The organism is Blautia sp. HA9023 (assembly GCF_056504095.1).
In genome coordinates this window covers 40,484-57,930 of record NZ_JBWLUR010000001.1, presented here as the reverse complement: position 1 = coordinate 57,930, position 17,447 = coordinate 40,484, and the positions used below count along the sequence as shown (strand labels likewise).

Sequence of the window (17,447 nt, the reverse complement as noted above, 5' to 3'; positions counted from 1 at the left end):
AACAAAACGCCGGCTCTTTTTCTCTGCTGGCGTTCTGTCCAGTGCTGAATCAGCACTTTTTATTTGTATGTATAAAATTCATGGACTCCATACTTGAAAAGCTTTCTGAGATCTTTTTCAAACCATTTAATGTTATGAGCTTCCGCCGCGGATTTCTGGATAAAAAACAATGCCCCTTCTGAATAATCGGTGCCTTTTAGTGCTTGTTTCACAGCTTCCTTTGTTTCATCCGAGACCGTAACTTCATTGATTCTTCCATCATAGGTAGGTGAAAACTGTGGTACTCCATCGCTGTTATCCCATACAACTTCTGTCACTGTATTGGGAAAATCATCACTTTTCATGCGGTTCATGATCACATTTGCCACCAATACACGACCTTTGATGTCCTCACTGCCAGCTTCTGCCTCAACAATACGCAGAAGCGTATCATAATCCTCATCTGACATCAGCGTAGGATTCTCGGCAAGTGTAATCGACCTTGCATCCAGTTCATTCACTTTATTTTCCATGGAGGAGCTTACATTGAGATCTGCTGTGGTATTCTTTACAGTCTGTACTCTCTGACCTACGATCACCTGCTCACAGGAACTTCCAATCCTGGTTACTGTACTCCCCGACACAGGTGTGTCGGAAACTCCGGAAACGACTCCCGCAATTCCTGTAGGAACAGCTACCTCTTCATCCGAAGATCTCGTTCCACCATCCGAAGCAGCATAGACTTTACTGCCATTGCCGTTTTCTGCAAATCCTCTTGTTCCCAAAGAGATCACCATTGCAAAAACTGCACACACTGTCAGTACTGCAAAACTGCGCACGGAATTCCTTGCGGTTTTTCCATTTTTACGTTCATCCTGTATTTCTGCAGAATCCCGTAAATCTTTCTCAACTTTCATAATTTCATTCCCTGCGTTATATTTTCCTTTCTTTGTTTACATGTTTGTAACATTTCTGTAATGTATAAGAAAATTATATTTAATAAAGTGTGATATGTCAAGCTTTTTCAGCTATTTCTGTCCATAATAACAGCATTTATTTGTTATCCACATCCCTTCCACATTGATTCCACATACGAATCCGCAGTTATACACATAACTATCCACTTTTTGAAAACAAACAAGGACAGATAGTAAATACATTTTTTTGTAACAATTGTACTCTTGTACTGTAAAAAATGTATTTCTATCTGTCCTTGTTTCTGTCAGAACAGTTTTTTCTTTCCGGTTATTTATCATAGTGTTTCCAGAAACGCTATAATTGATTATAATATTGCGGCTTCATACAGTCAAGGATTTCCGTCCGATCATAATCGACAGATTCCTATAGCTGTTGCTGTTCACTTTATAATCAAAACAAGGTTAACCTGCTTATTTATACTGACAGAGAGCCTGTACAAAAAGTGTAGCATATACACACAGATCGATACTCCAGGCTCCCAGAAACAGTCCCCACGGAGTTCCATTCGTACCTTCCGCAAATCTCTTTGGCTTCAATGCAAGCACTACCGGCAAAAGCAGCGGCAGGAAATAACGTCCCTGAACCCCCAGAATCTTATCATACCCATAGGCCGTCCACTGACCATAAAGAGTAACAAAAATCAGGCCGAAAACCAGAATACTGATACCTGCCAGCATTATTTTTGCAAAAGGATCCATACGAATTCCTTCCATATCGTTATTTCGTGAAACCTGCAGTAACATCATAACAAGATAACCCACTGCCAGAAGACTGCAGACTGGAATATTCAGCCAGCCAAGGGTACTTCCCACCATTTCTGTAAGATAAGCCAGTCCAAACGCATCCAGGCTACGTACAAAGGTAAGTATAAAAGCAACCGGATTTTTCAGGATTCCGATAAGCTGGGCAGCCGTATCTACTCCCGGCTGCGACTCGCAGAGATATCCGGACGCAATTGCAAGCCAGCCAAAGCTCAAGAGCAGGATCATTGTCCCCGCACACGCCACATGAAGCCAGTAGTTCTTTTTATTCCGGAACCGCTCCTTCGGAATCAGAAATAAAAAGAGACAAAATGGCATATAAACAACTTTACACAAACACAAAAATCCCGTCACTGCATACATTAACACAAGCTGTCCTTTTTTCATTACCCGTTTTTCTTTATAGCGCATGTACAGTACAAACACGATCATGGCTACTGTCAATGCCAGTGCCAGCGCATCTGCAGACATGGAATTTGCGGACTGGATATTCATGGGCACGAGTCCCAGCAATGCAATAAAGTTTTTACCCACAGGTGTAAAACGGATCGCCAGAAAGAAAATCAGACCAAAACATAACATATTGGCGACTCTTCCTCCATAGGCAAGAACAATCGGACGATCTGTGAAAAGATCTGCGATCCGAATCCCTATAGCCTGTGGCAGATAAGATGTAGGCGCATACAGAGCTGTATTTCCAAATCCGTAGAACTGTGTTTTTCCGGTATCGATCCGCTGATTAATATTGCCTCCGATATCCCAGAGTGAAACATGGTCTTTGGAGGAAAAATCAGGGATAAGGCCGCTGTTAAAAGTTCTCCCATATGAAAACAGATCATTCCCCCCATTCCCCTCTGAAGTCATATGACCTCTGGAAACTTCATAACTTCTCAGAAAATGGCTGTATTCATCCGGTGAATTAAAAGCAGGAACTGCTGCCAGAGTAGTAAAACTCATAAAAAGATAAATTACTGCAAATAATACTTCGGTCTTTACTTTTCTCCTTCTGAGAAACGCAAACACCAGCAGCATAATCACTGACGCCGCTGAAATAGCCATGAGCACAAGTCCCTTTGAAAATGGTCTGGAAATAGCACGGTAAGCAAGTGTCTGCGTGCCGTCTTTTTTATTTATCACACCGGCAGCCACACCTGTATCCCCTGTTGCTTCATCCAGGATGATCCGAAATTTCCGGCCTTTACAGTTTAGGATTCTCTGATCCAGTTGAAAATACGTAGTATCGCCTGCAGATATTGTCAGCCGATTTGTTTCCCAGTCCTGAATTTCTTTTTCTTCCTGATAAAGTGTTACATGAAAGCTTCCTGTGACAGACGCACTTTCCGTAGATAAAAAAAGTTCTACCCCGGAAAGCCGGTTTGTTTTGCAAAAGAAACTTGTTTCAAATTTTTCTCCGGATCCGATCATCACTGATGTTTCCGGTCTTTCCTGCTGTTTTACATTGCCAAGGACCTCTGCATCTGCCAGAAGATATACTCCAAAGACCAGGATCGTACCAAAAATCAGGATGTATTTTATTATATCCTTCAGATCAGATGACAGATGACAAGTTCTTCTGCTTTTTTTCTCATTTTTCATATTGTACCTCTTATGTTTCCTGTTATTCTCACATTCCGAACCATTATATCATCTGTACAATAAAAAAAGAAGCGGCTTTTTGCGACAGCTTCTTTTTTTATATCTGTTCTTATCGGTTATTGATTGCAGTTACCAGCGCATCGATAGACGCACGGATGATATCCGGATCAACGCCAGCTCCCCATGCAAGAGTACCATCCGGTTTGCGGATTCCCACATACGCAATCGCTTTGGATGTGGAACTGCGCTCCAGCGCATGCTCCTGATAAGTTTCCAGTGTATATTTCAGCTCATAAGCTTTCTTCAATGCATTACTTACTGCATCAAGACGACCATTGCCGGTAGCTTCTGTAACAATGGTTTTTCCACGGAATGTAGAAGTAACCTGAGTTACAATGCCACCGTCTTTCTGCTGGAAATGAACTTCGTTAATGCTGTATGGCTCAACCACATTTTCGAAGGTAGATTTGAACAGGCTGAAGATCTCGTCCGGATGAAGCTCTTTGTGTTTGTGATCGGACACTGCTTTCGCTGCATAACCCATAGCTTCGCGCATTTTCGGTGGAAGGTTCAGTCCGAATTTTGTTTCCAGGATATAACCTACGCCGCCTTTTCCGGACTGGCTGTTGATACGGATAACATCCGCATCGTAATTTCTTCCCACATCTGTCGGATCGATCGGCAGATACGGAACAGTCCAATGCTCCAGATCTCCATTCTCTCTCCAGTGCATACCTTTTGCGATAGCATCCTGATGAGATCCGGAAAATGCTGCAAATACAAGAGCTCCACTGTATGGGCTTCTCTCATAAATCTGCATTCCTGTACATTTCTCATAAACCTCACAGATATGTGGCATATCAGAAAAATCGATCTTCGGATCCACGCCCTGGGAATACATATTCATACCCAGTGTTACAATATCCACATTACCGGTACGCTCGCCATTTCCAAAGAGAGTACCCTCAATTCGGTCAGCGCCTGCCAGAAGGCCCATCTCGGAATCTGCAACACCGCATCCACGGTCATTGTGAGGATGAAGGGAAACGATTACGTTTTCACGGTATTTCAGATTGTCACACATGTATTCCACCTGGCTTGCATACACATGCGGCATGGAATGTTCAACAGTAACAGGCAGGTTGATGATTGCCTTGTTATCTTCCGTTGGCTGCCATACATCAAGAACTGCGTTGCAGACTTCCAGTGCATATTCCGGCTCTGTTCCTGTAAAACTCTCCGGGCTGTACTCAAACTGGAAGTTACCCTCTGTCTCATCTGCCAGTTTTTTCAGAAGAGCTGCGCCATCTACCGCAATCTTCAGGATCTCTTCTTTGGATTTCTTAAATACCTGCTCTCTCTGAGAAACAGATGTGGAATTGTATACATGAACGATCGCTTTCGGAGCACCCTTTACGGCCTCAAAAGTTTTGCGGATGATGTGCTCTCTTGCCTGAGTCAGTACCTGAATGGTAACATCCTCAGGAATCAGGTTCTGTTCGATCAGGGTACGAAGAAACTCATACTCTGTCTCTGAAGCTGCCGGAAAACCCACCTCAATCTCCTTAAAACCGATTTTTACAAGAAGCTTGAAAAATTCCACTTTCTGCTCCAGGCTCATAGGAATCACAAGTGCCTGGTTTCCGTCACGAAGGTCTACAGAGCACCAGATCGGAGCCTTATCCACATACTCTTTCTCCGCCCATTTCATACATTTCACCGGCGGCATGTGAATACTGACGTTTGTACTTAGATGGTGTCATCATTTTCGTTTTCCTCCATTTTCTCTTCCATTAATTTTTTTGGTTTCTGTAATTTCATTTTGTATTAAGACATAAAAAAATCTTCCGGCTCTGCAGATTCTGCAAGAGACGAAAGACAACTGCTGTCCTACGCGGTACCACTCTTATTTCATGAATAAAAAATCACACACTTGACAGATACGGAATGTAAAAACATCCTTATATCCTCTCCGGGTAACGGCGGACACCGTCTGCGCCTACTCTCTTATAGGATTTCGGGCAGATGCTCCGAGGCGAGTTCCACAAATCCCTTCCACTGCTTCTCACCGGCCAGCAGCTCTCTGTGCTCCGCTCAATGTGTACTATTCCTCATCTATGCATTTCTCTTTTTGAAACTGGTATTAGGTTAACACGTTACGATAAATTTGTCAATGGTGTTTTCTCTTTGACATGTAAGATCCAAACCAGTAAATCAGGCCTCCAACGCCTCCACCCAGAGTATTGTAAAACAGATCTGAAAACTGAAAAGTTCCAAGACGCAGGAACAGCTGCAGAAATTCAATGGACAGAGAAAACAGAAATGTGATCTTAAGTCCCTTCCATATAGTACCGCAAAATGTCATTTTTTCCGTAACTTTATCACGAACAGTCCAGAAAAAAAGAACCGTAAACGGAATGAACAGCATCAGATTCTCAATGCACTCTGTTGTAAGCTGCCTGCTCCCATCTTCCGCATACTTCCAGATCCACCAGTTTCCAAAAACATCAGAAAGAGGATTCATCCACATATCACGGTTCAGCAAAGTACGGAACAGTATCATAGTCGTATAAAACGTAAGAAAAAACAGTTTCCGAAAAAACAGATCCTCACGAAAATATTTCCACCAGACAGAAAAAGCCGCCTTTAATCCCCTTCCACCAGTCTCGTTATGATAAGCAAACAGATAAAAAAACAAAGTCAGTACTGAAAGGGCTACAGAAAACCAGAAGGGCTGATACAGTGCAGTCAGTACATTCGCTGTAATATTCGCTATAATATCTTTCATTTGTATATCCTTTCCGGATACCTATCGCAATTCTCCGATATATTTATCCGGTCTTTATACTACTATATTTTCTTCATAAAATCCAGGATGCTTATCATCTGCATCCCGGATTTTTGTTTTTTCAGCCTGGTATTACAGAAACATATCCGCTGGCACTGACCGCCCTGCAGCAGTCTTTATAAACTTCAATAAACTCATATCCGCCACGCATGGCAATGGTACGTGCCTTTTCGAGGCCATCTGGAAGTGTTTCTCCTGTTTTATAATGTTCAATGATGCCACCTGTAAGATCCAGTGTATGCACTTCATAAGGCTTTCCGAGATAACAGATGGAAACATATCCAAGCAGGACGCCTCCAAGCTGAACTTCCGGAAACTCCTCCTGTATCGTGCGGATGATATCATTTACTTTATTCTGATTATGAACGTGTCCGCCCGCATCCAGTTTATGCAATGCTTCCATATATTCTTTTGATCTTTTTTTTCTCAGCAGCTGATCTAGTTTCATCTTATCCATTTGCTGTTGTTGCTGCTCATGCTCCTGATTTCTGGTTGCACTTAAGATATTATTATTTACAGTTTGTGACTGTGTCTGATTCTGTGGTGTTCTTAACATCGGTCTTGGCATGATCCACACTCCTTATACAAGAACTTTTCGCGTCTTTGGTCCACTTTTCTTCTGGATAAGTTCCTCTCCACCAATCGGCTTTCCGGAAGCCGGTACTGCTCTTTCCTTCCCCCAATCCCTGATCGCTTCGATTTTTTCCGGGCTTGTCTGAGAAAGTGGAACTACATTGTTAAATGCAGTTACTATATTCTCCTCACTTAAAATAAAGTTTGCATTTGCGATAGACCGGTACGCCAGATCTCTGACTGTAGACTCCAGATCTGCTCCTGTAAATCCATCACTGATCTCAACTACTTTATCTGCAAATTCACCGGAAAATTCCAGATTTAAATATTTTCTCATATATAAAGACAAAATATCTCTTCTTTCATCTGCGGTAGGAAGATCAACAAAAAACAGCTCATCAAATCTTCCGCGGCGGAGCAGTTCTGACGGCAGCATGGACACATCATTGGCTGTTGCTACAACAAACACCTGTTTTTTGCATTCCTGCATCCAGAACAGAAACTGTCCAACCATTCTGGTGGACACTCCTCCGTCTCCGGCGCCTCCGGTAGCTCCGGATAATCCTTTTTCAATCTCATCGATCCATAAGATGCAGGGAGATACATTTTCAGCTGTTGTCAGTGCATCTTTCAGCTGCTGTTCTGACTGTCCTACATAACTTCCCTGCACTGTGGCAAAATCCAGCCTGTAAAGAGGCAGTTTCCAGTTTGCGGATATGGATTTCGCAGATAAAGACTTTCCACATCCCGGAACTCCTACAAGCAAAATCCCTCTCGGTGGCTGCAGACCTTTGGAACGCAGCTCATCTTTCTTTTCCGGTGTGAGAAGTTCTTTTTTTTCATCCAGCCACTTCCGGAGTCCTTCCAGTCCACCTACATCCTTTACACTGTCGTCCACTTCGATCTTCTCAAGTCCGGAAATATCCGAAAAAAGACGGTCTTTCGCAAAACGTACTTCATCCATATCTGATTTCCGAATACGTTTGTTGGCGATCAGTGCGGCGATCACATTCTCCGCTTCAATTCGTGTAACTCCATTTAAGGTTGCAGCGGCCTCCCGTATATCTGTATTATCCCATTCAATAGGAATTTCATTTCGATAATCATCAATATATTCTTTGATTATGGAATACATTTCTTCTTCATTTGGGAGATCGATCTTGATCGTCATTCCCTGGCGCTGAAGCTGATTCCAGACTGGCGCGTTGGTAAATACAATGACAACTCCACCAGACTCATTAGCCAGATTTACCAGTGCCAGTATCTGTTTGGAATCGCTGTTTTCTGTGCTCAGGTCCGGAACTTCTGTCAGAATGATCGTTTCATACTGCTTGCGTTTCATCTGCTCCGTCATATAATCAATCGCACCATAAACGGATTTGTCATCACTGAGATTCTTATCCGTTGCCAGATCATAAACTCCCTTTGTCAGCGTATGTACATGAAACGGAAGCTGCAGATCCTCGGATATCTCTTTCAACATCTCCAGTGTTCTGCCAGGTTCTATGGTATTAATTGCAATAAAAGGAATTCTTGCTATAGAATACCGTGTCAAAAGTTCCTTGCTTTTAGCTGTATCACTCATCTGTCTTCTCTCCTAAAATGAATTCACCCTGTGATTTCTGACAATGCTGGACATTCTTCCGCTTCTGTCATTTTTCGCAGAATCTTCCAGCGATTTCTGCATATTATCCGCCTGTTCAATAACCAAAGCCAGATAATGCTTTCTTTCATCATCCGGTAAAGCAGGCAGATCGATTGCATTTGCAAGGAATGCCATTTCTTTTCTTAAGGATAATATTGCCTGAACAATGGCGCCTTCCTGTCCATGAGATCTGGACAGATCCTTCTGAAACTTATCCGAAGCAGCATTCATACGAAAATTCACTGCTTCGATCAGTTTCCGTGAAAACCTTTCTGCCACACCTGACTGCCACTGTATGGACCCTGCCTTCATTGCTCTTAAGACATCTTCATCATTTTTTTTATTTTTGAAATCGGTTAATACTGTAACCCATTCTGAGTATGTATTTGGTACTGCTGTCATTTTTTCTTCTTCCTCCTGACCATGATCTGCGGCGGAACTACATCCCAGGAAGGAAGTCCCTGTGCAAATACACTTACCGGCTCCTTATATTCTTCCACCTCCGGCTCCGCAAAGTTAAATGCCATTTTTTTCCGGACAGGCTTACTCTGGATCGGTGGATCTTTTCGGATTGGGGCAACTGCCGTTTTTTTTGCCGGTTCAAATGCCGGAGCAACCTGGGATGCATTTTTGCCCATATTTCTCTGTACGTCCTGAGCCGGAGCTGCCGGCTGCTGTCCTGCTGCCTTTGACTGTGCCGGAACTGCTGCCGGCTGTGGTGTAACCGGGTCACTGCTCGTTGTGCTTTCTGCCTCGTCTAATTTATTTCCACAGACCGTGCAAAAGCGAAATCCCTTTTTATTCGCATTCTGGCAAACCGGGCAGATTACCGTACCAGAATTTTCATCTTTTTTCTCTTCTTTCTTTAAAGAATGACCACAGGCAATACAGAAACTCCCATCTGGATCATTCAATGTATTGCAGACCGGGCAGGGAACTTTCTGTCCACTGGCCACGGAATTCACAAAATCAGCTCTCATTTTTGCGTCCATGTCTCTTCTCCTTTACATCTTGACTCTTCGATTGGAAGTTGCCAGTTTTCTTACATACTGATCCGGAGACAACTGTTCCAGAAAGTCAATGACCTGCTCGCTTTCGCTATCTTTATCCGCAAATTCAATACGGAAATCAACAACTTCTGCCAGTGTAGCACGAATGATCTCAGAACCACTGCTGCGTTTTTTCTCATAACGCTCTGCAATATTCTGTCGCTTGTTTTCTATATCTTTTTTCTTTGAAAAATGGTTAAGGACCATGCCTACACCTGCAATTACAGCAATAAGGCCCAGGAACTTATTTCCGAACAGAAGCATCACAAGTCCGATCACTCCGACTGCAATTCCGCCATACAGACAGAACTGCTCAAAACTGCTCATTACGCATGTTGCAAGTTCCGCATCTCTTTCTGAACTGACAAGTGTACTGAATCTTTCAAGAAGCTCATTCTCATTCTGACCATCGACAGTTGTATCATTAAATGTATCAACATTTATTTCTATTTCATTTGGAATCTTCATACGGTTCTGGGCAACAACATCATTATACGCATTCATCACCCAATCTCTTGACAAAGCAAATGCAAATTTCTGTGTTGACACACTGGAGTGGGCTGTTTCCGGCTTCATGGCAGCGTCTGTCAAAAGCTGCGTGAAATCCTTATGTGTCTCAAAAGCCGTCTGCTCTACATTCATATTCTGGCGGGCACGACTTTCATCGCCTCTGAAATCTACGATAAACTGTTCAAATTTTTCTTCTTTTCGAAGAGGCAGTTCTTCATCATCAAAATCCGTTACCAGACTGTCCAGAATATCATCCAGCTGTTCTCTCACAGTTGCTGTAGAGACTTTCTGTTCAAAAATCCCGATCAGATATTCAAGCATCTCCGCATGAAGATGTGCACCCTCCAGAATGTCCTCCAGTACCGGCCATGTTTTGCTGTATTTTCTCAGGTAGGTATAAGAAGAAGTATCTATCGGTTTTCTCTTAAGGTTGATCGCCTCTGACCACTGCTGTGTCTGTTTTTCTGTGAATCCCGGCTTCTCTTCCAGATGCTGCAGCCATTCATTCATCTGGCGGGAAATAACGCCCTCTGTATCTGCGCCAAACAGACCGCTGGCAAACGCATCCAGAACAATGATCGTCTTTCGGTCAAGGTTTTCCTCATCCTGGTTTGCAAGATATCTCTGCGTCCATTTCAGACACGCTTCTTTTCGATCCGCACGGCGACAGATCAGTGCAAAAAACAGTGATGTCTTTTCATCGTTGCGTTTGATGCCTTCTTTAATGGCTTTCTCTGCAAGTTCCGGCTGATCGTTAATCCATGCCGCAAGTGCAACAAGACAAGGTGCAAGCCAGTAACCTGGAGTGGAAATCATCAGTTCCTCTGTTGCATTACTGATCGTATCTTTCTTTACAATTCCAATATCATCTGCCTGCAGGATTCCGGTTGTTGTACGACGTACAATATCATAATGTCCATATTTCTTCTCCAATTCCTGCCTGATCTTTACAAGTCTCGTTTCTGCCTGATTAAGCCGGTTTGCTCTTTGCTGAACACTGACAAAATCATGAAATTCCTTTGCCAGACTCCCAATCTCATCATAGACAACCTTTATGTTGCTGTTGACTGCCCCTACATTGGAATCCAGTGTCTGAAGATCATTGTGGATCGCTCCAAGATTGTGTTCAATGGTTCTAAGATCCGCCTGTTCAATTACTCTATCCGACATCTTTTCTCCTCCTGTTTCCGGTTACATCACTTCTTACAGGAAATAAATTATAAATATTTATGCTTTCCCGATCTGTTTTTGTAACTTATTCATACGCGATGTCTTAATTTAAGCACGCTATTGTTATATTATATCTAATTTTTCTCCAAAAAACAACTATCCCCGACAAATCCTCCATTTTCCCCAATGTCTGAGGATACTCCCAAAGACTATCTTTCATCTGCAAAAAGCAGTTGCATTTGCATTGAATTTCTGTTATAATTTTCTTCGTTACGGGGTATGGCGTAGCTTGGTAGCGCGCACGGCTGGGGGCCGTGAGGTCGCAGGTTCAAATCCTGTTGCCCCGATTGAACATTATAAAATGCTGTAAAACCAGGGATTTCCGATGAATCGGAAATCTTTTTTATTATCCGGAAATGATTATTGTTGATTACTATTGTGATTACTATCTACCCCTTTTTGGAAAGGAAGGCTTCGTATGCAGGATAACCTGTCTCTCTATCATATTTTTTATACGGTTGCCCGTACCGGCAGCATCTCCCACAGCTCCAGAGAACTTTATATCAGCCAGCCGGCCATCAGTAAGGCAATCCAGAAACTGGAACAGAATCTGGACACCCTACTTTTTAAACGGAGTTCCCGGGGTGTAACTCTGACCCCTGACGGCGAACTTCTTTTTGAGAAGGTAAAAGAGGCTCTTTTCCTTCTGGATGAAGGCGAAAATTCCATCCGTCATAATCGATCCCGCGATATCCCAAAGCTGCGTCTGGGAGCCAGTTCCACTCTGACCAGATATGTGCTGCTCTCCCACCTTGAAAATTATATTGCACATTTTCCCCATGTACGCATCACCATTTCCTGCCAGTCCACCTATCAGACACTACATCTTCTGGATGAGGAAAAAATCGATCTGGGGCTCATCGGACGGCCACAGAAGCTTCGCGGATATTATTTTCATCCCCTCTTAAAAATCCGGGATACTTTTGTCTGTACGCGGCAATATCTGGAAAATCAGAAAAAACTCTATCCCGACGAACCACTGATCCAGGCGGCGACTTTTATGATGCTGGATGAGGATAATATCACCCGACAGACTGTGAACGCGCAGCTGAAAGAACATCATGTGGAGCTGAGTCATATCCTGGAAGTAACAACTATGGATCTTCTGATCCAGTTTGCGGAAATTGGTCTTGGAATTGCCTGCGTGATCCGGGATTTTGTAAAAAAAGAACTGGAAGAAGGGACACTGGTAGAAGTACCGGTAGGATTTTCTTTTCCTCCACGTGAGATCGGGTTTGTATGCAGACAGAAAGATGCGAATTTGGATTTGATTGTGCCGTTTTTTGGGGATGGACAAGGGAATTAAGTAAAAAATTCAAATAAATACTATAAAAAACCATCTGATCATAATGACCAGATGGTTTTCTTCATAGTAGCCAGTAACAAAAAAGTTTCATGCCACTTTATTCATGCGCCTATTTTTTGACTCAAACTCCGCTTCGCTTCGTTCGAGTAGCGCAAAATTTATTGCTTTGCAATAAATTTTGCTTAGTTGTTGATAAGCTTATCTTCGCCGTTCCAGCTGTAGAGTTTACGGATCTCCTCGCCGACTTTCTCGGACTGATGCTCAGCAGCTAATTTTCTCATCGCTTTGAAGTGAACCTGTGCACCTGCATCGGACATGTCGAGTAAGAACTCTTTTGCGAATGTACCATCCTGGATATCGGAAAGAATCTTCTTCATCGCTTTCTTTGTATCCTCTGTGATGATCTTCGGTCCTGTGATGTAATCGCCATACTCAGCTGTGTTGGAGATAGAATATCTCATTCCAGCGAATCCAGACTGATAGATCAGGTCAACGATCAGTTTCATCTCATGGATACACTCAAAGTATGCGTTTCTTGGGTCATAACCAGCCTCAACAAGTGTCTCGAAACCAGCCTGCATAAGTGCACAAACACCACCGCAAAGTACAGCCTGCTCACCGAAGAGGTCTGTCTCTGTCTCTACACGGAATGTTGTCTCAAGAAGACCAGCTCTTGCTCCGCCGATACCGAGACCATATGCAAGTGCAAGATCCTGAGCTTTTCCTGTGTAATCCTGCTCTACTGCGATAAGACAAGGTGTTCCTTTTCCAGCCTGATACTCACTTCTTACTGTATGGCCAGGTGCTTTAGGAGCGATCATTGTTACATCAACGTTCTTCGGTGGCTTGATGCATCCGAAATGGATATTGAAACCATGAGCAAACATAAGCATATTGCCTTCTTCAAGATTCGGCTCGATAGACTCTTTGTAAAGTTTAGCCTGTAACTCATCATTGATAAGAATCATGATGATATCTGCCTGTTTGGCAGCCTCTGCTGCTGTATATACCTTAAAGCCCTGCTCCTCGGCTCTTTTCCAAGATTTGCTGCCTTCGTACAGACCAATAATGACGTCACATCCGGAATCTTTTAAGTTCAGAGCATGTGCATGTCCCTGGCTTCCGTATCCAATAATTGCAATTTTTTTACCATCCAGTAAACTTAAATTACAATCTTCCTGATAAAAAATCTTATTAGCCATTTTGCTTTCCTCCTCTGATGTTCATCACATCTTCTTCATAAAAATTATTTATCGTTAAGAGAGTGGCTGCTCTCCTAGCAAACATATGTAAAAAATTTACAGGTAACGGACATCGTCGCTGCCTCGTGACAGACCTGTGATTCCTGTTCTTGCAAGCTCAAGGATCTCATAGTCAGCCATCAGCTCCACAAATGCCTTCAGCTTGTTCTGGCTTCCTGTCATCTCCATGATAAGAGAATCCTTACTCACATCCACTACCTTGGCACGGAAGATATCCGCAATGGAAAGTGCTCCCTGTCTCTGTTCCGGCTTCACAGCGACCTTGACGAGCATCAGCTCACGGGCAACGCTGTCATCCTGCTCAAGGATCTTGACATCCTGCACATCCTCCTGCTTCGCCAGCTGCTTGGTGATCTGCTGGAGCATCTGATCATCTCCCTCACAAACAACTGTCATGCGGGAATATCTCTGATCCGCGGTCACACCTGCGGTAATGCTGTCGATATTATATCCACGGCGGCTGAAAAGACCAGCCACACGGCTAAGGACTCCGGAAGTATTATCCACAAGGATGGATAGTATTCTCTTTTCCATAATACACCTGCTTTCAACACTTTTATGTATAGAAAACCGACTTCGTCAGTTAACGCTTTAATCTAATAAACATTTGCTTTGTTATCATTATAACAACTTCGAAAATTTTGTCAATCAAAATTTTCCGTAAAATTCCTTCAAATTAATAAGAAGTGTTTTTATCCTCAGATCAGATATTTTTTCTTAAGCTCTTCGGATGCTTTTGGTGTCAGATAAAGTTTTCTCCGCAGAAATCTCTCGATTCCTCCGTTTTCTTTTTCAATGACATCAAAAACCGTATTGATGTAAGATTCCTTCACCTGATAAAAAGCTTTCAGATCTGCAAGTTTCCGGCTGTTTTCCGGCCTGTCTGCACGGTAAAGCCTCCGCATGTATTTCAGTTCTTCCTCAAGACATGGATTCGACCGCATGTAATCCCTTCGTATTGTTTCCTTTGGCACTCCCAGTGCGAAGAGCAAAAGTGCCGTCCCGACTCCTGTCCTGTCTTCTCCCGTAGTACTGTGAAAAACAACGGCTCCATTTTTTACGTGAAGCAGTACATCCAGAAAGCGCGCATACTGTTTCAGGGAATATTCATCGGTAATAAGACTTCGATACCGTTCCTGTATATATCGTTCTCCTTCCCCGTAACAGGACATCACACGTTCAAAAAAACTGTTTCCGTTACTCTCCTCATCACGGATTGGAATATGGTAATACTCTACACCCGCCATAATGTCATCCGGTTTTTTCTTTACTTCCGCTGCAGAGCGGAAATCAATCACTGTTTTTACGTTATACTCTTCTGAAAGGATTCTGGTATCTGCTATGGATGCGTGATAGATTTCACCACTGCGCAGAAGTTTTCTGGGAAGAATATGCAAACCATCTTCGGTCATCAAAGCGCCAAGATCTCTTGTATTTGGAAGGTTTTGAAGCGGAAGCCTGCTTCCTTTTGGAAAACCCACCGCGAGATCCGGATTCAGTACTTTCAGAAGCCGGAGACAGTCCTGTACTTCCTGCTCTGTCATATCAAATTTATAACGTTTCTGACGCCTGGTTATAATTACCAGGTAATTGATGATCAGCTGTTTTTCGCTGGTTTTATCTGCTCCTTCCCGGCGCATATACGCCCAGAGGATATCTTTACAAGGAAGACTGTTGAGCATCATATGTCTGGTAAATACAAAAAAGCCATCTTCGATCCGTATTTTTCCGTATCTCATTTTTTCTTTCTCCTTCTCGACCCCTGTGCTGCTTTTTCGCAACACTTTTTATCATACCAGAATTTTACAGTTCCGTATACCTTGTTTGACAATTTTCGCAGATTCGATATAATGAATGAAGATATTTTACCTCAGGGAGGCTTTCTTTTATGGACAATCTTATTTTCTGTCTGAACGTTACCGTGCCTATCTTTCTTACTCTGCTCCTTGGATATTTTTTCCGGAGAATCGGACTTTTTGATGAGGCATTTGTCAACCGTATGAACAAATTCGTATTCGTCATCCCGCTGCCAGTTCTTCTGTTTCAGGATATCGCCAAGATCGATATTTACGAAGCATGGGATTCCAAAATGGTGATCTTCTGTTTTCTGATCACCTCAGTCAGTATCATAATTTCCGTACTCCTGTCCCGCCTCCTCCATCCATCCGATATCCGGGGCGAGTTTATCCAGGCATCCTACCGCAGCAGTGCCGCAATCCTTGGCATCGCTGTTATCCAGAATCTTTACGGAAACGCAGGCATGGCACCGCTGATGATCATTGCAAGTGTACCTCTTTATAATGTGATGGCCGTTGTAGTTCTCTCTGTCTTTAAACCGGATCAGGGAAGGCTGGATGGAACTGTTCTGAAGCGTACTTTAAAAGGCATTGTCACCAATCCCATCATTCTCGGTATTGTTGCCGGTACACTCTGGTCTCTTCTTCGCCTTCCCTTTCCGAAGATCCTGGACTCTACCGTAGGCAATCTTGCCAAAACTGCTACTCCTCTTGGTCTCATGGCCATGGGTGGATCTCTTCATTTTGGGAAAGCTTTTTCCAGGCTCAAAGCATCCGTCGCCTGTACCTTTATGAAACTGATCGGTTATGAAGCTCTTTTTCTGCCCCTTGCCATCCGATGCGGTTTTACAAAGGACAAGCTGGTTTCCATTATCATTATGCTGGGATCTGCCAGCACAGTTACCTGTTTTGTCATGGCGAAAAATATGGGACATGAAGGCTCTTTTTCTTCGGGAGTCGTGCTTCTCACTACATTGTTCAGTGCTTTTACCCTGACATTCTGGCTGTTTCTCTGTAAAAGCCTGGGTCTGATCTGAACACCATCATAATACAAAAATGCTGTGGAAAATGTTTTATGTACATCTCCACAGCATTTTTTATTTTCAGATCAGTTTCAGATATCTCAGCCCATCCCGGATTCCATAATGGAACATATCGGACGTAACATAATCTGCCAGTTCTTTGATCTTCGGGGAAGCATTTCCCATGGCAACTTTTGTTGCAGCGTATTCAAACATGGCAAGGTCATTGTTGCTGTCTCCAAAAACAATGGTATCTTCCCACGGAATATCAAACAGGCGGATCACTGCCGCGATTCCCACCGCCTTATTAAATCCTTTTGGCACAAGTTCAATGGTATTTCCCACAAATGAACTGCTGCCCTCATGACGGATGATATCATAATATTCTGACAAAATGGACAATGCAGCCTCTGCATCACACCCTGCAGTCATTTTTGCGCTGATCTTATTGATCCGCATGCAATCCTCATTTCCACGGATCGGTCTCCATTTATCACCCAGAGATTCCGTGATCAGGCTGGCATACCAGTTCACTTCATCGGTATATTCCTCTTTGTCATAGTACATGAAATCCGCACCTTCCATTACCGGAATCAGGCCGTATTTTCTTAAAACCTCCACGGAAAGTTTTGCAATTTCTGGTGTCATCTCTTTGTTAAAAAGTCTCTTCCCGTCTTTTTCAATGGTGGACCCGCAGGCACTGATCATTCCGGTAAAAGGAATCTGCTCCAGATACCAGGAAACAAAGGCGCGGCTTCTTCCTGTACAGAGCCATGCTTCGTGTCCATTATTTACCAGCGCACGGATGGCTTCAATGGCACTGTCCGGCACACCTTTTTTCATATCGCAGACAGTTCCGTCCGCATCAAAAAATACTGCTTTTCTGCTCATT

Annotated in this window: 14 protein-coding genes, 1 tRNA gene, 1 pseudogene and 1 other annotated feature; of the genes and pseudogenes, 3 read left to right on the top strand and 13 right to left on the bottom strand. The window is 43.2% G+C overall.

Going from position 1 to position 17,447, the window contains the following annotated elements; translation table 11 throughout:
- Positions 1 to 59: 59 nt before the first annotated feature.
- The 9 genes and pseudogenes from AC04Q6_RS00270 to AC04Q6_RS00230 all read right to left on the bottom strand — a co-directional run bounded on the left by AC04Q6_RS00270 (position 60) and on the right by AC04Q6_RS00230 (position 11,109).
- Positions 60 to 896, bottom strand: a complete 837-nt coding sequence (locus tag AC04Q6_RS00270) for a cell wall hydrolase (RefSeq protein ID WP_021976308.1) — start codon at positions 894 to 896, stop codon at positions 60 to 62.
- 471 nt (positions 897 to 1,367) lie between these two features.
- On the bottom strand, positions 1,368 to 3,314 hold the full coding sequence (locus AC04Q6_RS00265; RefSeq protein ID WP_021976307.1) for a DUF2142 domain-containing protein: 1,947 nt from the start codon (positions 3,312 to 3,314) through the stop codon (positions 1,368 to 1,370).
- Between the two features lie 109 nt (positions 3,315 to 3,423).
- Positions 3,424 to 5,080: pseudogene (locus AC04Q6_RS00260) on the bottom strand (2-isopropylmalate synthase).
- A 98-nt stretch (positions 5,081 to 5,178) separates the two neighbouring features.
- Positions 5,179 to 5,441: a binding site (T-box leader), on the bottom strand.
- Positions 5,442 to 5,484: 43 nt separating this feature from the next.
- On the bottom strand, positions 5,485 to 6,102 hold the full coding sequence (locus tag AC04Q6_RS00255) for a VanZ family protein (RefSeq protein ID WP_021976305.1): 618 nt from the start codon (positions 6,100 to 6,102) through the stop codon (positions 5,485 to 5,487).
- Between the two features lie 121 nt (positions 6,103 to 6,223).
- On the bottom strand, positions 6,224 to 6,730 hold the full coding sequence (locus AC04Q6_RS00250) for a hypothetical protein (protein ID WP_118064183.1): 507 nt from the start codon (positions 6,728 to 6,730) through the stop codon (positions 6,224 to 6,226).
- Positions 6,731 to 6,742: 12 nt separating this feature from the next.
- Positions 6,743 to 8,320, bottom strand: coding sequence for an AAA family ATPase (locus AC04Q6_RS00245; RefSeq protein ID WP_118064185.1), 1,578 nt, complete (start codon positions 8,318 to 8,320; stop codon positions 6,743 to 6,745).
- A gap of 12 nt (positions 8,321 to 8,332) precedes the next feature.
- A complete protein-coding gene (locus AC04Q6_RS00240; RefSeq protein WP_021976302.1) occupies positions 8,333 to 8,782 on the bottom strand; it encodes a hypothetical protein in 450 nt (149 codons plus the stop codon).
- The gene (locus tag AC04Q6_RS00235) at positions 8,779 to 9,372 is read right to left on the bottom strand and encodes a zinc ribbon domain-containing protein (RefSeq protein ID WP_118071831.1); all 594 of its coding nucleotides are present in this window, start codon (positions 9,370 to 9,372) and stop codon (positions 8,779 to 8,781) included. The genes AC04Q6_RS00240 and AC04Q6_RS00235 overlap by 4 nt, the downstream gene beginning before the upstream one ends.
- A 12-nt stretch (positions 9,373 to 9,384) precedes the next feature.
- On the bottom strand, positions 9,385 to 11,109 hold the full coding sequence (locus AC04Q6_RS00230) for a hypothetical protein (protein WP_021976300.1): 1,725 nt from the start codon (positions 11,107 to 11,109) through the stop codon (positions 9,385 to 9,387).
- 273 nt (positions 11,110 to 11,382) lie between these two features.
- Here AC04Q6_RS00230 and AC04Q6_RS00225 point away from each other — a divergent pair.
- Positions 11,383 to 11,456: transfer RNA gene (locus AC04Q6_RS00225), tRNA-Pro, on the top strand.
- Positions 11,457 to 11,587: 131 nt separating this feature from the next.
- Entirely contained in the window at positions 11,588 to 12,475 is an 888-nt protein-coding gene (locus tag AC04Q6_RS00220) for a LysR family transcriptional regulator (RefSeq protein ID WP_118071830.1), read from the top strand.
- A gap of 182 nt (positions 12,476 to 12,657) precedes the next feature.
- Here AC04Q6_RS00220 and ilvC read toward each other — a convergent pair whose 3' ends face one another.
- From ilvC to AC04Q6_RS00205, 3 genes are all read right to left on the bottom strand, one after another.
- Positions 12,658 to 13,677 carry a ketol-acid reductoisomerase gene (gene ilvC / locus AC04Q6_RS00215; RefSeq protein ID WP_021976298.1) on the bottom strand — a complete coding sequence of 340 codons (1,020 nt, stop codon included), beginning with the start codon at positions 13,675 to 13,677 and terminating at the stop codon, positions 12,658 to 12,660.
- Between the two features lie 96 nt (positions 13,678 to 13,773).
- A complete protein-coding gene (gene ilvN / locus AC04Q6_RS00210; protein WP_021976297.1) occupies positions 13,774 to 14,271 on the bottom strand; it encodes an acetolactate synthase small subunit in 498 nt (165 codons plus the stop codon).
- 164 nt (positions 14,272 to 14,435) lie between these two features.
- Entirely contained in the window at positions 14,436 to 15,476 is a 1,041-nt protein-coding gene (locus AC04Q6_RS00205; protein WP_021976296.1) for a tyrosine-protein phosphatase, read from the bottom strand.
- Positions 15,477 to 15,625: 149 nt separating this feature from the next.
- On the opposite strand from AC04Q6_RS00205, the gene AC04Q6_RS00200 reads away from it, so the two are divergent.
- A complete protein-coding gene (locus AC04Q6_RS00200; RefSeq protein WP_118071829.1) occupies positions 15,626 to 16,570 on the top strand; it encodes an AEC family transporter in 945 nt (314 codons plus the stop codon).
- A gap of 66 nt (positions 16,571 to 16,636) precedes the next feature.
- On the opposite strand, the gene AC04Q6_RS00195 is transcribed toward AC04Q6_RS00200, so the two are convergent.
- Positions 16,637 to 17,446, bottom strand: a complete 810-nt coding sequence (locus tag AC04Q6_RS00195) for a Cof-type HAD-IIB family hydrolase (protein ID WP_118071828.1) — start codon at positions 17,444 to 17,446, stop codon at positions 16,637 to 16,639.
- Between the last annotated feature and the right edge of the window lies 1 nt (position 17,447).